The sequence below is a fragment of the Paenibacillus sp. S150 genome (assembly GCF_019352175.1).
Taxonomy (GTDB): Bacteria; Bacillota; Bacilli; order Paenibacillales; family Paenibacillaceae; genus Paenibacillus_AQ.
Genome location: NZ_JACBYI010000039.1, coordinates 39556 through 60366, shown reverse-complemented (window position 1 = coordinate 60366; position 20811 = coordinate 39556). Strand labels below are relative to the sequence as shown.

Genomic DNA, 20811 nt, shown 5'->3' with positions numbered 1-20811 from the left:
CCGGCTCCGGATCAGAGTATGCTCTCATCCGCCAGCTTCTTGGATGCATAGTTTGAACCGAGCAGGAAGACCAGTCCGACCACCGCTTGGAACAGGCCAACAGCCGTTGCCAGTGAAATTTGTCCCGACTCAATACCTATACGGTAGACAAAAGTGCTCAGCACTTCGGAATAATCCCGTACAGCGACGTTGCCGATAATGAACGGACGGTCGAAGCCGATGGAAATCATATTGCCCAGGTTGATGATGAGCAGTGTGGCAATCGTGGTTTTGATGCCCGGCAAGGAAATGTGCAGAATCTTCTTGAAGCGGCTTGCCCCATCCACCTCCGCTGCCTCAAACAGCTCTTTGTTGATCCCGGTCAGTGCCGCCAGGTACAGGATGGTTCCCCAGCCCGCGCTCTGCCATACGCCGATCAGAAGATAGGTGGCGAGCCAATAATTTTTGTCCGAGAGGAAGGGAATCGCCTCCAGGCCCATTCCTGTCAGCAGATTGTTGATGAACCCCGATTGGGTTCCGAAGACCTGCAGCGCAATGCCGCCGATAATAACCCAGGAAATAAAGTGGGGGATATACAGGATGGTCTGGGCAATTTTTTTGAACCAGGTAATTCTCAGCTCGTAGAGCATGATCGCCAGAATCAAAGGTGCGGGAAAGGAAACGATCAGGTCCAGCAGGTTGAGCATCAGCGTGTTGCGCAGCGCCTTGAAGAAGTTGTTGTTCTGAAACACTTCCCGGAAGGTATCCAGTCCGACCCATTCACTGCCGCCAATTCCCTGGAAAAAGTTAAAGTCCTTAAAAGCTATCTGCACCCCATACATGGGTCCGTATTTAAATATGATAAAGTAAATGACCGGCAGTACAAGCAAAGCATACAGCTGCCAATGTCTGCGTAAATAAACGGAATTCTTCACTGCCTTCACTCTCCTTCTTCCGCCCTGCGGCAGCGGATGGCAGGGAAGCCGGAGCCGGCTCCCGCCACCGTAACACCGCCGTCATTTTATTTGGAAACCATTTCCTTGTATGCCGCGGTGCGTTCGTCCAGAATCGCCTGGCCGCCGCTGGCCATATAATCTTTCATCATGGAATCGTAGGTGCTGTCGAACTGGTCCGGCTTGATCATGGTCATCTTGACGATGATTTCCTGGAACTTGTCGGCCAGCGCCGTACCATACTTCGCTTCCGCTTCAATCGGATGATCGAACCGCACCGGCTGAATGTTGTCCGTGTTGGAGATTTCTACCGATTTGCGCATATCCGCCTGGTATTTTTCAGGGGTCTGCGCAATGTACGCCGCCTCATTTTTGGCATCGTCACCGGCAAATTTACCGTTTACGATGATGGCAAGGTCGCCAAAGTTGTAAATCCGGTCCATAGCCTCCTGAGTGGCATCCGCTTTGACTACAGGCACACCGTCTACCATGGTATAGTTCTCGTTCTCCACCCCGTACTGCATGTCGAACAGATTCGTATCCGAAGCCATCCAATTCAGATATTTCAGCGCTGCTTCCGCATTTTTGCTTGATTTTGGAATCATCACATACATTGCGTTTGGCGCATAGGCCGGCTTGGCATGCTTGCCTTCCGAATTTGTGAATGCATCAACCGGTGTCATAACGGCACCCGGCACATTGGCCTGCAGGTTCTCGTAACCGCCATTGGCTGTGAAGTACAGCTCCCCGGCATCTTCTGTATAGAAGCCGAGCAGACCGTTCTGCAAATTCTGCCACAGCTGCTTTTTGTCTTTATCCAGGCCGAAGTCCTTGCTCATCAAGCCCTCATTGTACAGCTTGTTCATGAATTCCAGACCTTCCTTAAAGCCCGGAAGCAGGGCCGGATAATCATTGGAGCCAAGCTGCTGGGTCAGTGTATACCGCTGCTCTTCAGTAAGCGGCTCAATGAAGGACCAGAGAAGCGGTTCATACTGGGCGGACGCCAGACTGACGCCAAACGGGATGACCTTGCCGCCCGTATCGCCAGGATCTTTGTCTTTGAAGGCCTTGAGCGTAGTGTACAGCTCCTCGGTGGTCTGCGGCACCGGCAAGCCCAGCTTGTCGAGCCAATCCTGGCGGACATATCCGGCATACTTGCCAAGCACAAGTCTTCTGCCCGGAAGCGCGAATTGCTGTCCTTTATATTGTCCGTAGGCTAAAGTGTCCTCGCCCAGAAAGGTCTTGAGGTCCGGTGCATATTGATCCAGCAATTCAGTAAGGTCTGTGAGCCCGCCTTGCTCCGCATACCGGTTGAAGGTTCCCGAATCATAGGTGAATACAATGTCCGGCACTTCGCTTTGACTGGCCATCAGCACATTCAGCTTTTGAATTTCCTCCGAACGCGGCACCGGCACGAACTGGACATCGATATTGTTCGGCTCGCCGAAACGCTCCTGCACCAGTCTCGTCAAATAACTGTCGGTAATGGTGTAACCGGCGGGCGAGTTCCCCCTGTCGAACAGCTCCACTTTTAATGTAACAGGCTTTGAGGCTTCCGACGCCGCATTCCCGCTGGCCGCATCCTCCTTGGAAGAACATGCGGATAACAGCATAGAGGAAATTAATACGACCGCCACTGCCGGGCTTGCCCATTTCTTCGACCATCTTGTTGTCATTCTCTCATCACCTTTCCCCTTTTAATGTCACTTAAATTATCATCGAATGTTTTTTTTGCCTAACTCCGGCGCTATCGATGTCACAAAGTATTACATAGTATTACGACTCCGCACAATAAACCATTTTCAGCAGATAAATAGATTGGGGGAATGCAGTGAAAGGCTTGAGCAATGTAGGGGAAGCTGACAAATAAACAATTATCGCAGCAATAAACTGTATTCCGTACGCAAGCCGGTGGCCCGCCCCGCCCGGATTCAGCCTTATTTTGATCCTGCGCAAGACGGCTTATGCCGATTATGCAAGGATTTGGAAGCTATAACTGCACTGCTCTATTGGCAATCCGTCCGGCTCAGCTCTGTTTAGGAATTCTGCTGCACCCCATACAGCAGAATACGATCCGCCGCCGAATAAGGAGCTTTCTATTGCAGAAAGTACAGCCATTCAACAATGGTACCAGGTTCAGTCTTTACAGAAACCCAAAAAGACGCTCCCGGCATACTCCAAGAACGCCTGCTGCTTATATTCTTATATTGTGTTGCTGTGGGCCTACATAACCTTTATCCCAAACGCTTCAATGCCGGCTTGATTCCCTTTAATCGTCAAAGCGGCATCGTAATAACCCCGGTCCCCGGTCTGCTTGCATTTATAATCTCCCGCGCACCCGCAGACAAAAAACTTGGTCGTGGGGAAGCCCGGATAGATATGATCAAGCTTCCGGTAGAATAAATGCCCATGATGCGTAAAAATGGCCAGCACCCTGTCCCTTGCCCTTGAAGGAATTGCCGAGAAAAACTTGACGGTTTCCGACTGGCTCAGCACATGGCTCGATTCCACCGTAATCCCTTCCAGCCTAAGCGGCCAATGAAAGCCAATCACATAATAATGCTGGTCATCCAGCTTCTTCAGCAGCGCCAGACTGGCCGGACTGAACCGGCCCAATGCGCAATCGAGCCACACATACTTCACCTTCCCCTGCGTGCCCGGGAAGTTCATTTGCCCGGCAGCAGCGCCCAAATATTTGGTGAACAACGTCCGGGTGCCCGCCTCCCAGTTGCCAATCGAAGCTTTATAAGGAATACTCCCCAGCGTGCTTGTCACCGTATCCTTGAAATCCTTGTAAAAAGCTGCCGCATTGCTCCCGCGATCAGCTCCCGCCTGTACATTATCCCCTCCGAAAATTACAAAGCCCGGTTCCATGCCGCGGACCGCTTGGGACAATAGATGCTTAAAAATACCGGAGCTGTTTCCGTATCCCACATGACTGTCCCCGATCACCGCAAAGCGGATAACCCGGGCCTTCGCTGCCGGTCCGGATGCCCGCTTTGCCTTAACCGTCTTGGAAGGGCTGCCTTTTCTGCCTGCCGGGGCCTGTTTTTTCAACTGTTTCACCTCTCTGCAATAAATAAAATGCTTGATATACGCATTTATATTCAATACAGAGTTACATATCCTGGACACGGGAGAGAACTTTGCTTCAATTCATTGCGGACAGAAATTTAAGGCTTGTGCCGGAAAATGGGGGTATGCTATTTATCATTCCAATTCATGATGCTATGATGTACCGGGAGGAGGAAGCGCTGCAATGGACATTAGCAAATATGAGAACTTGGTTCCGAATATTTTTCTGTTCGTGGACCGCAAATGCTTTCCGGACTGGGAGATTGCGAGGAGCCGCATTGATTTCCATGATCTGACGTTCATCCTTGAAGGCAAAGCGGATTATTTTATTAACGGCGATAAGTTCACCGTAGAAGCGGGTGACATGCTCTACGCTCCTTCCGGCAGCGTCCGGGAAGCCCGCACCTTCAGGGAGGCGCCAATGCATTCATATGCGTATAATTTCTTCTGGGAGGGCGCTGACAATCATATCAAGCTTCCTTTTGCAACTGTAACCAGGAACTGGAGAACCAAAGAGATTCTGGAGGATATACGGGAGTTCTCCCATGTCTGGATGGGCAAACAGCCATTCTACCGGATGAAGGCCCGGGCGCTGTTCCAGCTGATTGTGTACCGTTTGCTGAGCATCGCCCACCACCGGGAGACGCCGCTGGTTGATCCGAGAATCCATAAGGTAATGGCCTATATCATGGATCACTATTCGGAGGATGTGACGATTGGCGATCTGGCCGCTTGGGTCGGCCTGAATCCCGTATATCTGGGCAAGCTGTTCAAGCAGAACACCGGCTCGACCTGCAAAGAATTCATGAACAAGGTGCGGGTGAACAACGCCGAGATGATTCTGTCGGCAGGCGGCTTCAATGTGTCGGAAGTGGCCGAGCACTGCGGCTATCATGATGTTGCCTATTTCAGCAATGTATTCAAGAATATAAAGGGATATCCTCCGTCATCCGCGCTGCAAGTGGAAACGGCTTCGCCGTCCTTATATGGACGGTATCCGTTTCAGCGGGAAAGATAAGGCTAATGTATAGCGTGAAACATATACATTCTTATCTTTGAATAAAGGATGCCCGGAACCTGCCCGGGCATCCTTTCCGCTTCCCGTCAGACGGAGCATTTAACGCCCGGCCTGTCCCGTATTGAAGCTTTCCTCCGGACCCAGGTAAGAATAGGGCAGCGGGACAGCGGACAGCACCAGCTTTTGCAGCACCAGCCCGGCATCAAGCCCGTAAAAACGGAGCGTATGCAGCCCTTTTTCCAGAGTATGACGGGTGGCCGGGGTATGAATATTATCGATAACGGCGCGGCACCACGGTTCATTATCATGATCGCCGCCCACATAGCCCGCTGGCAGCGCGTCCGCCACCACCGGCGCTTCATGGTCAAAGCCTGCCGCATATTTCAATCCGCCGCCCGGTGACAGCCGGTTCGTCGGCGCAATATAGGCGGTCAAGGTATACTCTCCGTCCTGCCGCACCAGAAGCCGGTACTCCAGATATGGCGCATGCCCGGGACTGGCAAAGGCTGCACCGTCCGGAAACATTTTAACCGAAGATAAGGTGCGTCCGTAGTTCTCAATTATTCTCCACTCGACTCCGGCTCTTGACACGCGGTTCAGCGCATGCTCTGCCTCAATGGATACTGCATGATGCGTTTCAATGAAGGTCATCGGCGGCACATTCTGAAGATCGGTCCACTCCACCGCCGCTTCTATGTTCACGGTACCTCCGGCACCCGAGAGGGTAATCAGGCCGGATGATGCTCCCGCAGCTTTTTCCCAGTCCACAGAAACCTCAATTGTCACACCCGTGTCTATCCAGCCCTTGCGCTGCTTAATCAGAATCCAGTCCGCGCTGCGCTCCGCCTGGTACTCAAAGCCTGCCTCGCCGCCGTTGCTGATAGTAATGTTATACGCCTCTTGCTGCAGATTGGTAAATACCGGAAGGCGGGCTGTGCCGGACATATACCCCTGCTCCGTCCCCTCCACGTCGACAATCATCCGCGGACCCTTGGCAGGAGAGACGTAGCGCACCTCCGGGTACTTCCAGCCTTCCGCATCCCACTGGACATACCCTACATGGGCGGAGCTCATCATGCCCTTCCATTTCGCTCCCGAGATTCCGGTATTATATTTCAGCTCCAGCCGCTTGTCCTTCTCAATCGCTTCGGTTGTCAGCTTCGCATAGGTGTTGGCCAGCATACTGCCCCGTTCAGCATACAGGCTGTTCAGTCCTGCATAAATCTGCATTTGGACCACATTGGCCGACGCGACAGCGGGGTAATAGACGAGCTGATAGCAGGCATCCATATGCGTCTCCGGAATCAGCGCCTGCAGCGCATCCGCCGCATTTTCGATTTCAACCGCTTGCTGCAGAACTCTCTGTGCTTCATGATGATGAAGAAGACTGAAGGTGGCCGGCCTTACAATTTCCGGCTTGCGCCGGCCGTTCATCCGGGTGTAATCCGACAACAGCTTCGCTATTCCCAGTGCGGCCTCTTTGTCCAGGCCCGGTCCGAACTGCTGCTCCACCCATCTTTGGGTGTACTCCTTAGTCCGGTTTTCTGCTCCGGTTCCCCATGCATCGAAGTCATAGGCCAGATCCATGAAGTACGATATCGGCAGCTCCATAGGCTTCAGATCCCCGACATTGACAACCCATACCTCACGGATGCCGTAATCGAACGCCATGGACATTTGCTCCCAGACCTTCTCCAGCGGAACGGTATTCACCCACTCATAGGAAAAAGGGCCGCCGTGGTAGTCAAAATGGTAGTACATCCCCCAGCCTGCGCTACGGTTCTGCTGATGCGCCGCCGGGATTTTGCGGAGATTGCCAAAGTTGTCATCTGAGAGCAGAATCGTCACATCCCTCAGAGCCTCCCAGTCCTTGAGGCCCTCCACCTCATCCGTACCGTACCAATATTTCTCCACCTCCTTATACACGGCCAGGACTTGAGGCGCTTGCTCCAGATTGTACTTCTTCAACAGAGCCTTTTGCGTAAGGATAATCTCCTTCAAAAGCTCAATATTTTCCCGGTCGGAGCCCTCCAGCGCAGAATCGCTCTCTCCCCGCATGCCAAGTGTAATCAGATTACGGAATTCCTTATTGCGCTTGACTCCATCTTCCCAGAAATCCGTGATGGCCCGTTTGTTCCGGGCAAAATCCCACAGGCTGCTTGTTCCATACTGCCTGTAAACCTTCTGCCATTCACTGCCTGCCCGGAACAGCGGCTCATGATGCGAGGTCCCCATAACGATGCCGTATTCCTCGGCAAGCCTGGCGTTGGCAATGGGGCTGCTTTTGCCGTTCAGGCTGAATTCGGCGCTCCACATAGCCGGCCATAAATAGTTCCCCTTCAACCTTAAGAGCAGCTGGAATACCTTGTCATAAAAGTCTTCGTTGAAGTCGCCGAAGGCATGGGTCACCCAAGAGCCCAGAGACGGCCAATCGTCATTCAGGAAGATTCCCCTGTATTTCACGGAGGGTTCCCGGGAGACGGTATTCAACCGGCTTTCGGGAATCCTCAGGGTCGGGGTCCGTTCGGGGACAACATCCGCCCAGTATACCCAAGGACTGACCCCGATGAATGAGGAGACCGAATAGATGCCGTAGATTGTCCCCAGCTTATCGCTTCCGGCAATGACAAGCGCCTGGTCCACTCCCGCAGCCGGACGTGCAACGGCCTGGATCAGGTAGCATTCCCTCTTGCCTTGAATAGAGGATACATCCAGGGCTCCCTCCGCTATCAAGGCATCGATAAACGCATTGCTGCCGATTGATCCGGCGATGACAACCGTTCCCTCGGGCTGCTCCAATTGCGTGAGAATCGCAGGCACTGCTCCGGTTACCATTTCTATATCTGAAGCAAAGGACTCTGCCACCCGGCGCAAGCCGCTATAATCCCTCCCCTTGGGGTCCACATAAATCTTGGCTGCCTTGCCCTGGTTCACAAGCGTGAATTCCTTGGCAGGCAAGGAGTCGTAATGTTCCTTTTCCCCCGGGCTTCCCGGTGCTTCGGCTCCAGTGTTGTCCAACGCGCGATTTGGTATCATCGTAATATCTCCCCTTGTCATTCTTTAATTCGTATAGGCAGGCCATCCTGTTCTTAGGCACATTATATAGGTAAGCGATTGCATCCTCCATGGGGAAACTAGCGAGTTTTTGTAATTACTAAATGGGAATTAGGCAAAATAAAACGTGGAGGCCCCGGCAAGCACATTCCCTTGCCGGGGCCTCCACGTTTGTTCGGTTCACCTAAATGTCCATATCCTTGCCGGTATAATCCACGAATCTGAAGCGGCCTTCCGGTGCGCGGCGCTGCTCAATCAGGCTGATAATGCCTTCTGCACTTTGGCGCGGATTCGTCGGGGCTTCTTCCCCGCCCATATCCGTATGCATCCAGCCGGGATGCACGCTGAGCACCTGTATGCCGCGCTCCTGCACATACACATGCAGCTGCTGCGAGAACATATTGAGTGCCGTTTTGGAGATGGCATAAGGATAGTCGCCCGGATAGGCATTCGAGATGCTGCCCGCTTCCGACGAGATGTTGATGATCGAACGCTCCGGCCCGGCGAGCAGCGGCAGAAAATGCTTGACCACCCGCATCGGCCCGTACAGATTAATATCCATGGTTGCCAGCATATCCTTCAGATCCAGCTCTTCAATCGGTGTGTCCCGGGCGGTCAGGACAGCCGCATTATTGATGATGGCTCCGAGCGTCCGGCCTTGCCCCTTCAGCTCTGCAGCCAGCGCCGCGACTCCCTCTTCGTCCGTCACATCCAGCGCGGCCACGGTCAGCTTGTCCCCATAGGCGGCAATAAGCCGGGCCAGCTCCGCCTGTGCCTGATCGGGCCGGCGGACCCCGGCGATGACTTCATGCCCCCGTTGCAGCGCTTCGGCAGCCAGCTCCACACCCAGCCCCCGTCCGGCACCGGTAATTAGAATAATCATATCATCCACTCCTTGATTACAAATGTCTATTCATTGTTGTCGTTCTCCAGCAGCTCCACGAGCACCTTCAGCTCCTTGAACGTATCCATATAGGCATAACGTCCTCCCGTATACTCACCCTGCTGCCGGAGCGGGAACCCCTGGCCTTCGAGCAGCATGATCTTTTCCTGCATCCCTTCGGTCACAAAAGCAATATGATGCGGCCCTTCCCCATGCTCATTCAAATAATCGCGCCATGTGCTCGGCTCATGATCCGGCTCGATCAGTTCCAGCTGCAAGGAGCCCATGTCAAAAAAAGCGAGCCTGGCCCGCGCCTCCGTTGCTTCTCCGTTATACCGGGTCCGGGCAATATCCGGCGTATCGGTAACGATAATCTCCGGCTTATCCAGTCCAAAGAAGTCTGCATACGCCCCGCTGACCTTCTCGATGTCATTCACCAAAATTCCAATCTGTGTAACAAAATGATTCCCAAGCCATCCCGGCATCCCCATAACCTCCTTCAAGTCTGACCAGACTACCATACCACCTAGCCCGCATCCGGCGCAATCAGAGGCACTTTTACCCTTCATTCTGCCATTTAGCCCGCATCCGGCGCAATCAGAGGCACTTTTACCCTTCATTCTGCCATCTAGCCCGCATCCGGCGCAATCAAAGGCACTTTTACCCTTCATTCTGCCACCTAGCCCGCATCCGGCGCAATCAGAGGCACTTTTACCTTTCATTCTGCCATTTAGCCCGCATCCGGCGCAATCAAAGGCACTTTTACCCTTCATTCTGCCACCTAGCCCGCATCCGGCGCAATCAAAGGCACTTTTACCCTTCATTCTGCCATCCCGTCTGCATCCGGCGCAATCAAAGGCACTTTTACCCTTCATTCTGCCACCTAGCCCAACTGTAAGTTATCTACCATAGCTCGTTATCCATCAAAGAATGAACGTACTCATACCGGCAGGTTCGATTGCTGCCCCGGGCAATCACAGGTCTTAATTTCCCTTTTACACACAAAGAGTTCATTTGTTTCTTGACAGTACGCGGGTTCACTCCAAGTCCGTTGACCAGATCAACAGGCTTGATGAACCCCTTGGTGCGGCTAGCAATCCGTAGAATGTCCCTCTCCAGCCTGGTATACTGGCGGCTCTCTTCATCCGCGCTCTTCAGCAGGCATGGAGCCAGCAAAGATTTGAATAAAGAAATAGTCAGCTCCGGCACCGACTCCAGATCATCATAGGGAACGGCCACGACACGGTATCCTGCAATTTGCAGATAAGTTTCCCTGTTTAATTCCTGCCGGTATCTGGTCCGGTCCGTATGCTGCACATGAGGGCCATACCCTTTGATTTCAATGGCAAGCCTGACCTGCCCGGACTTCCACACCAGATCAACAAAATAAGGACGTCCCCGCCAATCCGCGACCTCGTACTCCGGATGAAGATCCTCCAAATGTCCAAAAATCGGCCACCACACCCGCTCCACAAACATTTGCTCACCGTGCCCATGCCCGCGCTTCAAACGGTCCAGACGTTCTCCGTTCCTGCGGTTCTTATGATACTCCAGCCATTTCACATGTTCTTCGGCAAATCCCATTCCGAAAGTCTCCTTCTCTGCACAAAAAAATCCCGCACACCAGAATGACATGGAGTACGGGACGTGCTTCGTCCGTTTTGTTAGATTATAATGTCCAATTTTTTCCGCGTCAATGACATCACCGCAGTAAATAACTAGATACTGGTGAATTTGCGGTAATCCGTCGGCGTCATGCCGGTCTGGCGCAGAAAAGCCCGGTAGAACTGCGTAACGCTGGAGAATCCCAAGGCGAAGCTGATTTCCGTCACGGTTTCCTTCGATAGCCGCAGCCTCTCCCGGGCTTCGCCGATTCTAAGTCTTAACACATACTGATAAGGTGTAAGCTTCGTCAAATGTTTGAACGAACGGATAAAATGATACCGGCTCTGCAGAGCGATGACAGCCATGGATTCAATGTCAACGGCAGTCATATAGCAGCTATGCAGATAATCGAGCACCCGGGTCATATGGGGATCAGCCGTATAGGGGCGGGGAAAGGAATTTCTGTCTACAGGCCGGTCTGTTTCCCGGTCCCCCTGAAGCAGCCGCTCAAGGTATCCCCCCACCTGGACCTCCAATTGCTGGACCATCAGAGGGTCCGTTTCATTTCCCAGCAAATCATAGGACCAGTTGCGGAAGAGCGCAGTAATCTCTTCAGGATTAAAATCCTGCATCATTCTATATTCCCGTGAACCTCCCGGCACCGTCTGGTTCATCCGGTTCAGAAGGCTGCCGCGAAACTTGATTACGATAACAGCCGATAAGGCACCAACCTGAAAAGAATGCTCTGTCTGAGGCTGCTGAAGGAAACCTTCTCCGGCCTGGAGCCCGTACCATTTCCTGTTCTGCAGCAAGTCGCATGTCCCTTTTACGGGCAGGGTAACCTGGTACCAGTCCGCATGCTCATGCGGAGTGTTCGCAAAACCGCTTTTGCCTTTCCAAAGCTCAAAGGTATCTGTCAGCACATTAATCTCCATAGTTATCTCACCTGCTGCCATTATAGCAAAAAGTGCTTCGTTTCCGAGCACTTTTCACAATGACTTTCGGCCGGGATGCATTTATCATAATGATAATAGTAGTATTATTAGCTGCATTAACTTGCGGAAAGAAGGTTACCTCATGATTATTGATGTACACAATGTAACGTGGACCCAAGGCAAGCACACCTTGCTGAACGGAATCAACTGGTCTATACGCCCGGGAGAACATTGGGCCCTCCTGGGCCTGAACGGTTCCGGAAAAACCACGCTGTTAAATATGATTACCGGGTATCTCTGGCCCACCACGGGGACTATCTCTGTCCTTGGCGAACGCTACGGCGAAGTGGATCTGCGTGAAATGCGCAAATCCATCGGCTGGGTAAGCTCCTCCTTGCAGGAGAAGCTCTACGGCACCGACCGTACCCAGTACGTCGTCATCAGCGGCAAGCATGCCACTATTGGATTGTACGATCACTTGACGGAGCAGGACAACGCACGTGCTGAAGAGCTCATGAAGCAGCTGGGCTGCTTTCATTTGTGGGACCGGGAATACAGAACCTGCTCCCAGGGCGAGAAGCAAAAGCTGCTGATTGCCCGTGCGCTGATGGCCAATCCCCGCGTGCTGATTCTGGACGAGCCCTGCAACGGACTGGACCTGTTCTCAAGGGAACGGCTGCTGGACAGCATCCGTGGGCTGGCCCTGGGGAAAGAAATGCCGACGCTAATCTATGTTACCCATCACACCGAAGAGATACTGCCGGTCTTCGGCCATACTCTGCTGCTGCGGCGAGGCCAAGCCGTGCAAAGCGGCCTTACCTCTGAAATCCTGACGGCCCCGGTACTGAGCGGTTTCTTTGAATCCGGAGTGATCGTGGAACGTCATGGGGAACGCGTCTACGTGCGGCCGGCCGAAGATTGACAGCCGGAAGAAAATAACCCCACAAAGCCATCCATGCCGCTGACGCGGCACCACAGATGATGGAAATGGGGGCGTAAAGTTATTTCCAGGCCTTCCTGCTGAGGCAAGGCGATAAGCTCAAGTGGAAAAAGTGAACCTAATTCTCCACTCATCCCCTTTTCCGCAAGTGTTGCCTTTTTCCCACTATTCCCTCTGCTTCCAGCTCTTCCGTCCATTTAGGTTACCTAATTCCATTTCATTCTCCATTCCACTTACTTCTCTGCCCCGGCAATGATTTCGGCTGCCCCGGTTTTAACCGGATATTCCCCCATCTCCGCCCAGCGTCTGCGGAGCATTTGGGCTGCTGCCTTGGGCTGTCTTTGGCGGGTGAACACGCCTTTCTTGTTGCCGTTAATTCGGGTAATGCCCTGCTTGGTGGCAAAATCCGCAAACGCCCAGACATGCTCCCCGATCACGAAGTCGAGCCGGTCAAAGACGTTATGATAGCGGGTTAGCAGCTCCTGTTGGTACTCTTCGGTGAACATGGCCGGAGGGTCCTGGTGAAAACCGGCGATGGCATCCGCCCCGTATTCGGTCATGATCACGGGCTTCTGGAAATTGCGGAACCAGTTCGTCAGCTCCCACTCCACCTGATGCTCCACCAGCTCCAGGGCACCCGGGTCCTGATACCAGGAATAATAGCGGTTCACACAGATGATATCAAAAAACTGCGCCACCTTGCATTTATCCGGCAGCGGCCATTGCACAATGGTAATCGGCCGCTGCGGGTCCAGCCTGCGGGCCGTATCCGCCAATTCCTTGAAATAGGGGACCGCTTCTTCTTGAAAGGTAGCCGCTTCATTCGCAAGGCTCCACATGACGACGGACGCATGGTTTTTGTCACGCGCAATCAGATCGCTTAATACCTCCAGATGATGAGCCAGTGTCTCATCGTTGGCCTGGTCGGGCGTATACACCTTGTCGTTATAGTTGAAAAAAGTGAAGCCCACCGCCGGAACCTCGCCGATAACCACAATTCCCTCGCGGTCCGCCAGGTCCAGCAGCTCTTCGGCATACGGATAGTGGGAGGTGCGGAAGGAGTTGGCGTTGATCCATTTCAGCAGGTTCATATCCTTCACATTCACCGCCTGGTCCAGTCCCTTCCCCTTAATATCGCTATCCTCATGCTTACCGAAGCCCTTGAAGTAGAAGGGCTCCCCGTTGATCAGGAACCTTGTCCCTTCCACTTTGACGGTACGGATGCCCACCTGCAGCTGATAATGGTCGGCCAATTGCCCGTCAGGACCCAGAAGCTCTACGTGAAGGGTATAGAGATATGCCTGCAGCGGCTTCCACAGCCGGGCATTCTCTACGCGCAGGTGTCCTGAGCTTCCCTTGCCTGCCGCCGCTTCGATCCCGGCTTCGTCCACCAGCCTGAGCCGGACCTCTCCTTCCGGCCGGGAACACTCCACTGTATAATGGACAATTCCCGTACCGCCCTGCACATCCGCCGTTGCCGTTACATCCTGAATGTGCAACCTGGAGGTCCGGTACAGCTTCACGGGCCGGTGAATGCCGGCATAATTGAAGAAATCATGAAAATATTCCTGCACCCGGTAGCCTGCGGGATGCTTCTCGTCATCGAATGTTTTGATCCGCCCCGGCGGCAGCGTTTGCCAATTGAGGATATTATTGACCACGATCGTTACGCGGTTCTCCTGCCCGGGCAATGCGATGTCCGTAATATCGGCTTCAAAGGGAAGGAAGCCCCCTTTGTGCGAAGCCGCCTCCACACCGTTGACCCACACTGCCGCATGATGGCAGGCGCTTCCCACCCACAGCATGATCCGGTCGCCGGTCCAGGTACGGGGAACCCTGAAGGTCTGCTCGTACCAGACATCCCCGATGTGGTCACGCAGCGCCGCATCCTGGGTGATATCGTTGTAGCTGGCGGGTACCGGCATGAGGATCGTGTCCTGAAGCGGCTCCTTGTACCACTTCTTTTCCCTGCCTTCATTGCCCGGGTCCGCCTTAAAGCGCCATATGCCTGATAGATCCTTAATTTCGCGCGTCATCGTATCTTTTGGAAACAGCATGGGTTTATACGCTCCAATCTATATTTGCTCTGTTATACGCTCCGTTTATTGTTCCGGCTCCAGCCGGACAGCAACCTCATACTCCCTTCCTGCTTCATAAGGAAGGGCGGTACCGATCCAGGCTTCACCATCCACAGTTACCCTTGCCGCCCCCCGGCTTATCCGGTCAGGATTGGCGACATGTATCCGGTAGGTTGCCGTGCGGAACTTCCGCTCCACCCGGTATTCGGGCCATCCGGCGGGAATGCACGGGTCGATGACGAGTCCGCCGGCTGTAGCTCTGATGCCCAGCGCATATTCCAGCGTAGTCCAGAGCATCCAGCCCACCGTACCGGTAGAGACATGATGGCTGGACTTGCCGTAGTTCGGTGAATCGGCCAAGCCAAAATAATAGTTGGGTACAAAAATCGGCACCTGCCCGTTGCTCTCCGGCGGGTTGTCCGGGTGCGTCGGCAGTGTTCTGCTGATCGTCTCCCAGGCCTCGGCTCCCCTGCCTGCGATGCAGTCGGCGAACGCTTTGAACATGGAGGCATGGCAATAGACGGAGCCGTTCTCCGTAGCGCCCGCCAGCTTAAGGCTGATTCTTCCCCACTTGGGATTCCATCCGCGAAACGGCGGCTCCAAAAGCCTCGGGCCAAAAGGGGTGTTCAGGCTGTCGATAGCCGCAAGACACTTGTCCAGCCGCTCTCCTCCGGCGATGCCGCTCATCACGGCCCAGGTCTGGGTGTTCAGGAACAGCTTGCCTTCCTCATCCTGTGCCGTCCCGAACGGTTTCCCGTAATCGTCGAATCCGGCCACATACCAGCCGCCGTCCCAGCAGGTGCTGTTCACAGCGTCCGCAAGCCGTCCGGCAATGGACCGAAGATGCTGTTCGCTGTCCGTGTCGCCAAGCTGTTCACAGAACGGAAGCAGTGCCTGAACGGCATAGGCCAGCGCCATCGTGTTCCAGGCCGATTCGCCGCGGCCCAGCCGTCCGGGGCCGTTGATCGGGTCGTTCCAATCCCCGTCGCCCATAAGGCACAGCCCGTGGGCCCCGGTTGCACTTGCCATATAATCGGCGGCCAACAGCAGATGCTTATAAATGCTGGCGCTCTCACTGGAATCTTTGAACCCGACCTGCCGGTGCAGAAGCTCCGCATCTCCGCATTGATTCAGCAGCGCTGTCATGCAGATGATCAGCCATACCGGACCATCCGTATGGTTAAGAAGGCACAGATGCTTGGGCGGAGATCCGTCCGTCATAATCCACTGCTGAATGAAGCCGCCGGTTTCCTGGCCCTTCAGGACAGATATCATATACTCCGCTGCTCCGGACGGATCGATAAGGGCATAGCCCAGAGCATCCTGAAGCTGGTTGCGGATCGGGCAATAATTGGACATGCGGTTCGTGCGGGTCTGCATTACAATCTGTTTTTTGAGCCAGACATTCATGAACGCATCAACATTCGCATCCGGCGTCGCCACCCGGAAGGTGCCGCTGATCCGCTCCCAGTACGCTTCGGTTTCCCTGCGCAGGCTGTCATATCCCTTGGCGGCAAGCTCCGCCTTGCTGCGGCGGATCTCTTCCGGGGATTGGGCGCAGCCGACCACGAAACGGCTCACCGCCTGTTCTCCCGGCTGAAGCGCGACCGCCTGCTGAAGCGCTCCGAGCGGATGCTCCGCCTCTGCCCGCCGGCCCGAGCAGCTCCCGTTCTGTACGGCGGCCGGCAGCTCATATATGTCATCGCCGCCAAAAAAAGCGCGCTGGCTGCAGTCGTAGGAATCCACCGGACGGTCCGAATAGACATACACATGATTCGTATGGTCGTCGCACCCGGCCTTCTGCTCATAGGTGACATGATAGGGAAAGGAAAAGGCCGACAGAATTTGCAATTCCTCATCGAATTCGCATTTGCTGCCCATGACTCCGCCATTCTCCAGCGCAAATGCTGTGAACAGGGATAGGTCTCTCGGCTTCGCGCCTGTATTCGTCAGTGTGACCGTCCAGATCTCCTGCTGGCCCTTCATGGGCACAAACACATGCACAGAGGTTTCGATATCCTTATATCTGGAACGAATTTCGGTGGCCCCTAAGCCATGAATGCACTCATAAGCCTCCGGTTCAGTCTTCAGCGGCTGGTACATCGGAGACCATGCATTCCCCGTCTCCTGATCCTTAATATAGAAATAGCGGAAGCCCCGTGTAAAGGTGCGGTTCCGGGGCTGAAAAGCAACACTGTCGCCCTGCCCGGTCTGGGAAACCTCCATATAATACGTGTCGTTAAACAAATAGTTGAACCATCTTGCCGGCGTGCGGGGAGTGGTAATGACATATCGTTTCCCCTGATCCTTGAAATACCCGTAAGGCCTGCTTCTGTTCAAATAAATTGCACACCTTTCCTGTTGGCTGAGAGGCTCCTGCAGCCCTTGTTCTATTCCACCAGATTAGTCCGGTATTGACCCGGAGTAATCCCTTCCATCTTGCGGAAATACCGGATGAAGTTCGCCGGATTGTTGTATTTTAATTTCATGGCGATCTCGGTGATCGTCAGGTCGGTGTCTTTAAGCCACTTTTTGGCTACACCCAGCCGGTATTGCGCCAGGTAGTCGGTGAAGCTGATCCCCGTCTCCTGACGGAACACACGGCTGATATATTGCGGATGATAGTTCAGCCTGGCCGAGCATTTCTCCAGCGTAAGATCCGTATCGAACGCTTCTGCGATCAGCTGCTTAACCTCCTCCGAAATACTGGTGAATTGTGTTTCCTGCCGTTCCTCCAGAAGCTGGATCGCAGGATAGACAATGACACTGCGGAACCAGGCTTCAATATCTCTGGGGCTGTGCATCCCAAGCAGCTCCTCGAACAAGGAATCCTCGCCCGCCTTAAGCAGATGATGGGAGATGCCTGCGTCCTGCAGGAGCCGGATGAGATCCATCAGCAGCCGGACCAGCGACATCTGGTATTCCTGATGATCATATTCCTCACTGGAGAGCGCATTCATTACCTGGGACAACGCTGCTTGCGACCGCTCCCTGTCGTGTGATTTGATGGCTTCGGATAATTCATCTTCGAGCTTTTTGGGATACACGATTTCCTTGCGGTTAAGCGGCTGGACATCCTCGATAAACAGAATGACCTCTTCCCCCAGGCGGGCCCTGTACTTCAGCGCATTCTCGCCTTCTTCATAGCCCCTTCCCACCTCGGGCCAGGCTGTGCAGGAACGGCTGATGCCGATGCTGGTCTCAAGCTGGAGATAGCGCTTCACGGAGGTCTGTACCTCGGCCGCCCTGGCATACACGGATTCCTTGAAGGCCTTCTCCGACTGTGTCTTCGTGCCGCTTAGAATCACTACGGACTCCCGGATGACAATCGGCGGGAGCCGGTCCGCTTCCGGGACCACCTCCAGCGCGATATTGCTGATGGCAAACAGCAGCAGATCCCGGTCCTTCTCCGTAAAACGGCTGCTGTCGAGACGGTCAATCTGCACGAGCAGCACCCGCATTGCCGTCCACTGGCGCGTATAGCCGTACCCATAATCCACCAGGCGCTCCTGGATACCCTGGGACCTCGCTTCGCCCAGCATCATTTTGCGCAGCAGAAACTCCGCAAGCTGCTGCTGCTGTCCCGCAAGCTCAAACTTCAGCTTGGTCTGATCGGAGAGAATGCCCTGAATCCGGTCGGAGATGGCAATGAACTCATCTTTTTTGGGCCGCGGCTCCTTATCGGACAACAAGGAACGGTAAATATGCCGTATGGGACTGTACATCCGGCGCGAGCCGATCAGCGCCGTGAGCACCGTGGCCGCAAGTACACCCAGGCTGATCAGAATGGACGTCCTGCCGATGGCTGTGGCCTGGCGGGTAACCGCCTGCGTTGGCACAACCGACACATAAGTCCAGCCGTTGTAAGCCGATTTGCGGAATGAAACAGAAGCCTTGCGCTCCCCGTCCATGCCATTGAATACACCGGCGGCATCCGTCCGGCCTCTAATGGATTCAATATAAGGTTCTCCCGCCAAATCCATACCCAGCAGCGAAGGGTCGGAATGGGTAATTACCCGGCCGTCCCCGTCCAGAATGAACACGCTGCCCATGCCCGGGTCGCTGTCAATCAGATCAATCAGCTGCTGGGAGGACAGCACCACCGCGATCATGCCCCGGGGCCTGCTGGAATTGATCGGCCATTTCTTAATGTTAATGACGGCATGGTCCAGTTCGACCATGCCCTCCGCGCCTTGAATGCTGGCCGAATTGCCGCTGATCCACATGGACCCGTTCGCCATTGCGGAGAAGGGACGCAGCTTCTCCTTCAGGCCCGGCTGGCCGTAGGCATCCATACCGGAATTGCTGATCAGCCAGTTCTGCTCCAGACTGAACAAATACACATCCTTGATCCCCAGCTCGAATGTCTGGATCGACGCGAGATTTTTATACAGCTCATGGATCATTTCCATATCCGCTATGCCGAGCTTTATGGGGATTGCCCGGGTGACCGTGGGCAGCCCCAGCAGCTGCGTCGTGGAGAAATCGATCATTTTGAGCGTCTGTTCTACCCGGAGCTGGCTTTGCCGGAGCACCTGGGAATTGCGTTCCTCGATCTGCTGCAGCACCGATTGGGAGGAGTAGTGATAGGAATACCACCCTAAGATCAGCACCGGAAAAGCGCCGATCATTAAAGTAAGAAGAATTAATTTCAGCAAATAGTTCGATATCCGCATGACTCACTACCCCCGCAATCGTTTGGTTGCCTTTTATTTTAGCATATGGGGATTTTCATTCACGCTTATTGCGCATTATTGTAGGCCTCGGTGTACTCTTCAATCACCTTGTTGCCGCCATCCTGCTCCCATTTGGCCACTGCCTGATTCCACCCGGCCTCATCGATATCCCCCATGATATACCGGACCCGGGCGTCGTCAATAATTTTATTGAGCTCCGAGCCCCGTTCACTGTAAGTGTCGGAGATGAAGGGCTGCACCGGATTCACCACGGCAATTTCCTCGTTCTTCTGCCACATCTCGTCACGCAGATGGACAAGCGGATTGCCGTAAGTCACCACTTTATCTCTTAACACCGCCAGCTGCGAGGAATCGCCCATGCCGTATTCGGCCAGCAGCTTGGAATCCGTTGTTTTGACATAATTTCCGTTCTCCAGCGTGAACTGCCGTCCTTCCAGACCATTGACCAGCATGTTCTGCATATCCTCATCGGACACTTTATCAAAAAAGTTCAGCACAGCCTTGAGATCCTCCTCCGTTTTCACGGAAGTCTTGGGAATCATGAACATGCCGTATGAACCCGACCCGCCGGGACTGCGGAGTCCCTCCGGCCCTTCCAGCGCATTGACCATGGTGATTTTGCCGGCAGGTGTGACCTTCATAACGCTCTCCTCAATGCCGTTGGCATCGTTCAGATTGGCAATCCACGCTCCCGCCTTGCCCGCATTGATCATTTGCTTGCCGTCTTTGACTACGGCGAAATCCAGGTTGATGAGCTTCTCATCATACAGCTTCTTGTAGAAGTTCATGGTTTCCATAAAAGCCGGCGACAGATGGGCCGGACTTGCTTTTCCGTCCTTGATCTCCCAGTCCGCCGGGCCGCCCATCCAGGTCAGCATGGCTCTCCAGCCCGCAGCTACCTGCTGCTCCGCCAGGCCGATGGTATCGGCTTTGCCGTTCTGGTCCGGATCATTCTGCACGAACGCCTTCAGCACCTGATAGAACTCATCTACGGTCCCCGGCTCCTGAAGCCCCAGATTGTCCAGCCAGTCCTTGCGCAGCATCAGGCCGTCTCTGGCCAGATCCCGTGCGCGGTAGATCCCGTACACCTTCCCGTCAATGGAGATGGCATTCAGGGCCACCTCGCTCATCCGGCTCAAATTCGGGTAGTCCTTCAAGTATGGACCCAGCTCCCAAAACATCCCGGAACGCGCCGAATTCACAATGTAGGGGAGCTTCTGATCCAGCACAAGCACGGCGCTGGGCAGTTCTCCCGATGCCACGGTGGCGCTTAATTTATCGGAGTAGGTCGTGGACGGCACCCATGTTATTTTGAGATCGGTGTTGGTCCGTTCCTGGAGCTGTTTATAGATCTCCCCATTCGGGTCCATCGGCTCCGGATTGTAGCTGGTCAGCATGAGGGACATCTTATACCGGGCGGCAGATGGAGCCGTTCCGTCCGCCCCTTGTGCGTTTTCGTCTTTATTGCCGCCGCATCCGGACAAAGCCCCCAGCACCAGCGCCGCAGAAAAAGTCGTCAGTGCCAGCCGTTTCCAGCGTTTTGCCCCTTTATTTATGTTCATCATTATAGATCATTCCTTTATCGTCAGTTGGG

The 20811-nt window shown here is 54.2% G+C and carries 14 protein-coding genes; 2 read left to right on the top strand and 12 right to left on the bottom strand.

Annotated features, from left to right (window positions below; genetic code table 11):
- Positions 1 to 11: 11 nt before the first annotated feature.
- From HYD27_RS25220 to HYD27_RS25210, 3 genes are all read right to left on the bottom strand, one after another.
- Positions 12 to 914, bottom strand: a complete 903-nt coding sequence (locus tag HYD27_RS25220) for an ABC transporter permease (RefSeq protein WP_219219793.1) — start codon at positions 912 to 914, stop codon at positions 12 to 14.
- Between the two features lie 86 nt (positions 915 to 1000).
- Positions 1001 to 2608, bottom strand: a complete 1608-nt coding sequence (locus HYD27_RS25215) for an extracellular solute-binding protein (protein ID WP_219219791.1) — start codon at positions 2606 to 2608, stop codon at positions 1001 to 1003.
- Positions 2609 to 3155: 547 nt separating this feature from the next.
- Positions 3156 to 3989: a metallophosphoesterase family protein gene (locus tag HYD27_RS25210; RefSeq protein WP_219219789.1), complete on the bottom strand. Its 834-nt coding sequence runs from the start codon at positions 3987 to 3989 to the stop codon at positions 3156 to 3158.
- Positions 3990 to 4191: 202 nt separating this feature from the next.
- On the opposite strand from HYD27_RS25210, the gene HYD27_RS25205 reads away from it, so the two are divergent.
- A complete protein-coding gene (locus HYD27_RS25205; RefSeq protein WP_219219787.1) occupies positions 4192 to 5025 on the top strand; it encodes a helix-turn-helix domain-containing protein in 834 nt (277 codons plus the stop codon).
- A gap of 99 nt (positions 5026 to 5124) precedes the next feature.
- Here the strand turns inward: HYD27_RS25205 and HYD27_RS25200 are convergent, their stop codons facing one another.
- From HYD27_RS25200 to HYD27_RS25180, 5 genes are all read right to left on the bottom strand, one after another.
- Positions 5125 to 8061: a glycosyl hydrolase 115 family protein gene (locus HYD27_RS25200; protein WP_219219784.1), complete on the bottom strand. Its 2937-nt coding sequence runs from the start codon at positions 8059 to 8061 to the stop codon at positions 5125 to 5127.
- Between the two features lie 202 nt (positions 8062 to 8263).
- Positions 8264 to 8962, bottom strand: coding sequence for an SDR family oxidoreductase (locus tag HYD27_RS25195; protein ID WP_219219782.1), 699 nt, complete (start codon positions 8960 to 8962; stop codon positions 8264 to 8266).
- Between the two features lie 26 nt (positions 8963 to 8988).
- Positions 8989 to 9447 (bottom strand): VOC family protein, encoded by a 459-nt coding sequence (locus HYD27_RS25190; RefSeq protein ID WP_219219780.1) that lies wholly within the window; start codon positions 9445 to 9447, stop codon positions 8989 to 8991.
- Between the two features lie 418 nt (positions 9448 to 9865).
- Complete coding sequence (locus tag HYD27_RS25185) at positions 9866 to 10546, bottom strand: hypothetical protein (protein ID WP_219219777.1); 681 nt, start codon at positions 10544 to 10546, stop codon at positions 9866 to 9868.
- 134 nt (positions 10547 to 10680) lie between these two features.
- Positions 10681 to 11502 carry a helix-turn-helix domain-containing protein gene (locus HYD27_RS25180; protein WP_219219775.1) on the bottom strand — a complete coding sequence of 274 codons (822 nt, stop codon included), beginning with the start codon at positions 11500 to 11502 and terminating at the stop codon, positions 10681 to 10683.
- Positions 11503 to 11644: 142 nt separating this feature from the next.
- Here HYD27_RS25180 and HYD27_RS25175 point away from each other — a divergent pair, with 142 nt between their 5' ends.
- Positions 11645 to 12424 carry an ABC transporter ATP-binding protein gene (locus HYD27_RS25175; RefSeq protein WP_219219773.1) on the top strand — a complete coding sequence of 260 codons (780 nt, stop codon included), beginning with the start codon at positions 11645 to 11647 and terminating at the stop codon, positions 12422 to 12424.
- 251 nt (positions 12425 to 12675) lie between these two features.
- Here HYD27_RS25175 and uidA read toward each other — a convergent pair whose 3' ends face one another.
- From uidA to HYD27_RS25155, 4 genes are all read right to left on the bottom strand, one after another.
- Positions 12676 to 14499, bottom strand: a complete 1824-nt coding sequence (uidA, locus tag HYD27_RS25170) for a beta-glucuronidase (protein WP_219219771.1) — start codon at positions 14497 to 14499, stop codon at positions 12676 to 12678.
- Positions 14500 to 14544: 45 nt separating this feature from the next.
- Positions 14545 to 16860, bottom strand: a complete 2316-nt coding sequence (locus HYD27_RS25165) for a 3-O-beta-D-glucopyranosyl-beta-D-glucuronide phosphorylase (RefSeq protein WP_219219769.1) — start codon at positions 16858 to 16860, stop codon at positions 14545 to 14547.
- A 50-nt stretch (positions 16861 to 16910) separates the two neighbouring features.
- On the bottom strand, positions 16911 to 19196 hold the full coding sequence (locus tag HYD27_RS25160) for a helix-turn-helix domain-containing protein (RefSeq protein ID WP_219219767.1): 2286 nt from the start codon (positions 19194 to 19196) through the stop codon (positions 16911 to 16913).
- A 65-nt stretch (positions 19197 to 19261) separates the two neighbouring features.
- Positions 19262 to 20782, bottom strand: coding sequence for an extracellular solute-binding protein (locus tag HYD27_RS25155; protein WP_228745321.1), 1521 nt, complete (start codon positions 20780 to 20782; stop codon positions 19262 to 19264).
- Between the last annotated feature and the right edge of the window lie 29 nt (positions 20783 to 20811).

What these genes read in the sequence shown, in the direction of transcription:
- HYD27_RS25215 (WP_219219791.1), bottom strand. Translation starts at nt 2,608, where the DNA reads ATGACAACAAGATGGTCGAAGAAATGGGCAAGCCCGGCAGTGGCGGTC.
- HYD27_RS25205 (WP_219219787.1), top strand. Translation starts at nt 4,192, where the DNA reads ATGGACATTAGCAAATATGAGAACTTGGTTCCGAATATTTTTCTGTTC.
- HYD27_RS25200 (WP_219219784.1), bottom strand. Translation starts at nt 8,061, where the DNA reads ATGATACCAAATCGCGCGTTGGACAACACTGGAGCCGAAGCACCGGGA.
- HYD27_RS25195 (WP_219219782.1), bottom strand. Translation starts at nt 8,962, where the DNA reads ATGATTATTCTAATTACCGGTGCCGGACGGGGGCTGGGTGTGGAGCTG.
- HYD27_RS25190 (WP_219219780.1), bottom strand. Translation starts at nt 9,447, where the DNA reads ATGCCGGGATGGCTTGGGAATCATTTTGTTACACAGATTGGAATTTTG.
- HYD27_RS25185 (WP_219219777.1), bottom strand. Translation starts at nt 10,546, where the DNA reads ATGGGATTTGCCGAAGAACATGTGAAATGGCTGGAGTATCATAAGAAC.
- HYD27_RS25180 (WP_219219775.1), bottom strand. Translation starts at nt 11,502, where the DNA reads ATGGAGATTAATGTGCTGACAGATACCTTTGAGCTTTGGAAAGGCAAA.
- HYD27_RS25175 (WP_219219773.1), top strand. Translation starts at nt 11,645, where the DNA reads ATGATTATTGATGTACACAATGTAACGTGGACCCAAGGCAAGCACACC.
- uidA (WP_219219771.1), bottom strand. Translation starts at nt 14,499, where the DNA reads ATGCTGTTTCCAAAAGATACGATGACGCGCGAAATTAAGGATCTATCA.
- HYD27_RS25160 (WP_219219767.1), bottom strand. Translation starts at nt 19,196, where the DNA reads ATGCGGATATCGAACTATTTGCTGAAATTAATTCTTCTTACTTTAATG.
- HYD27_RS25155 (WP_228745321.1), bottom strand. Translation starts at nt 20,782, where the DNA reads ATGATGAACATAAATAAAGGGGCAAAACGCTGGAAACGGCTGGCACTG.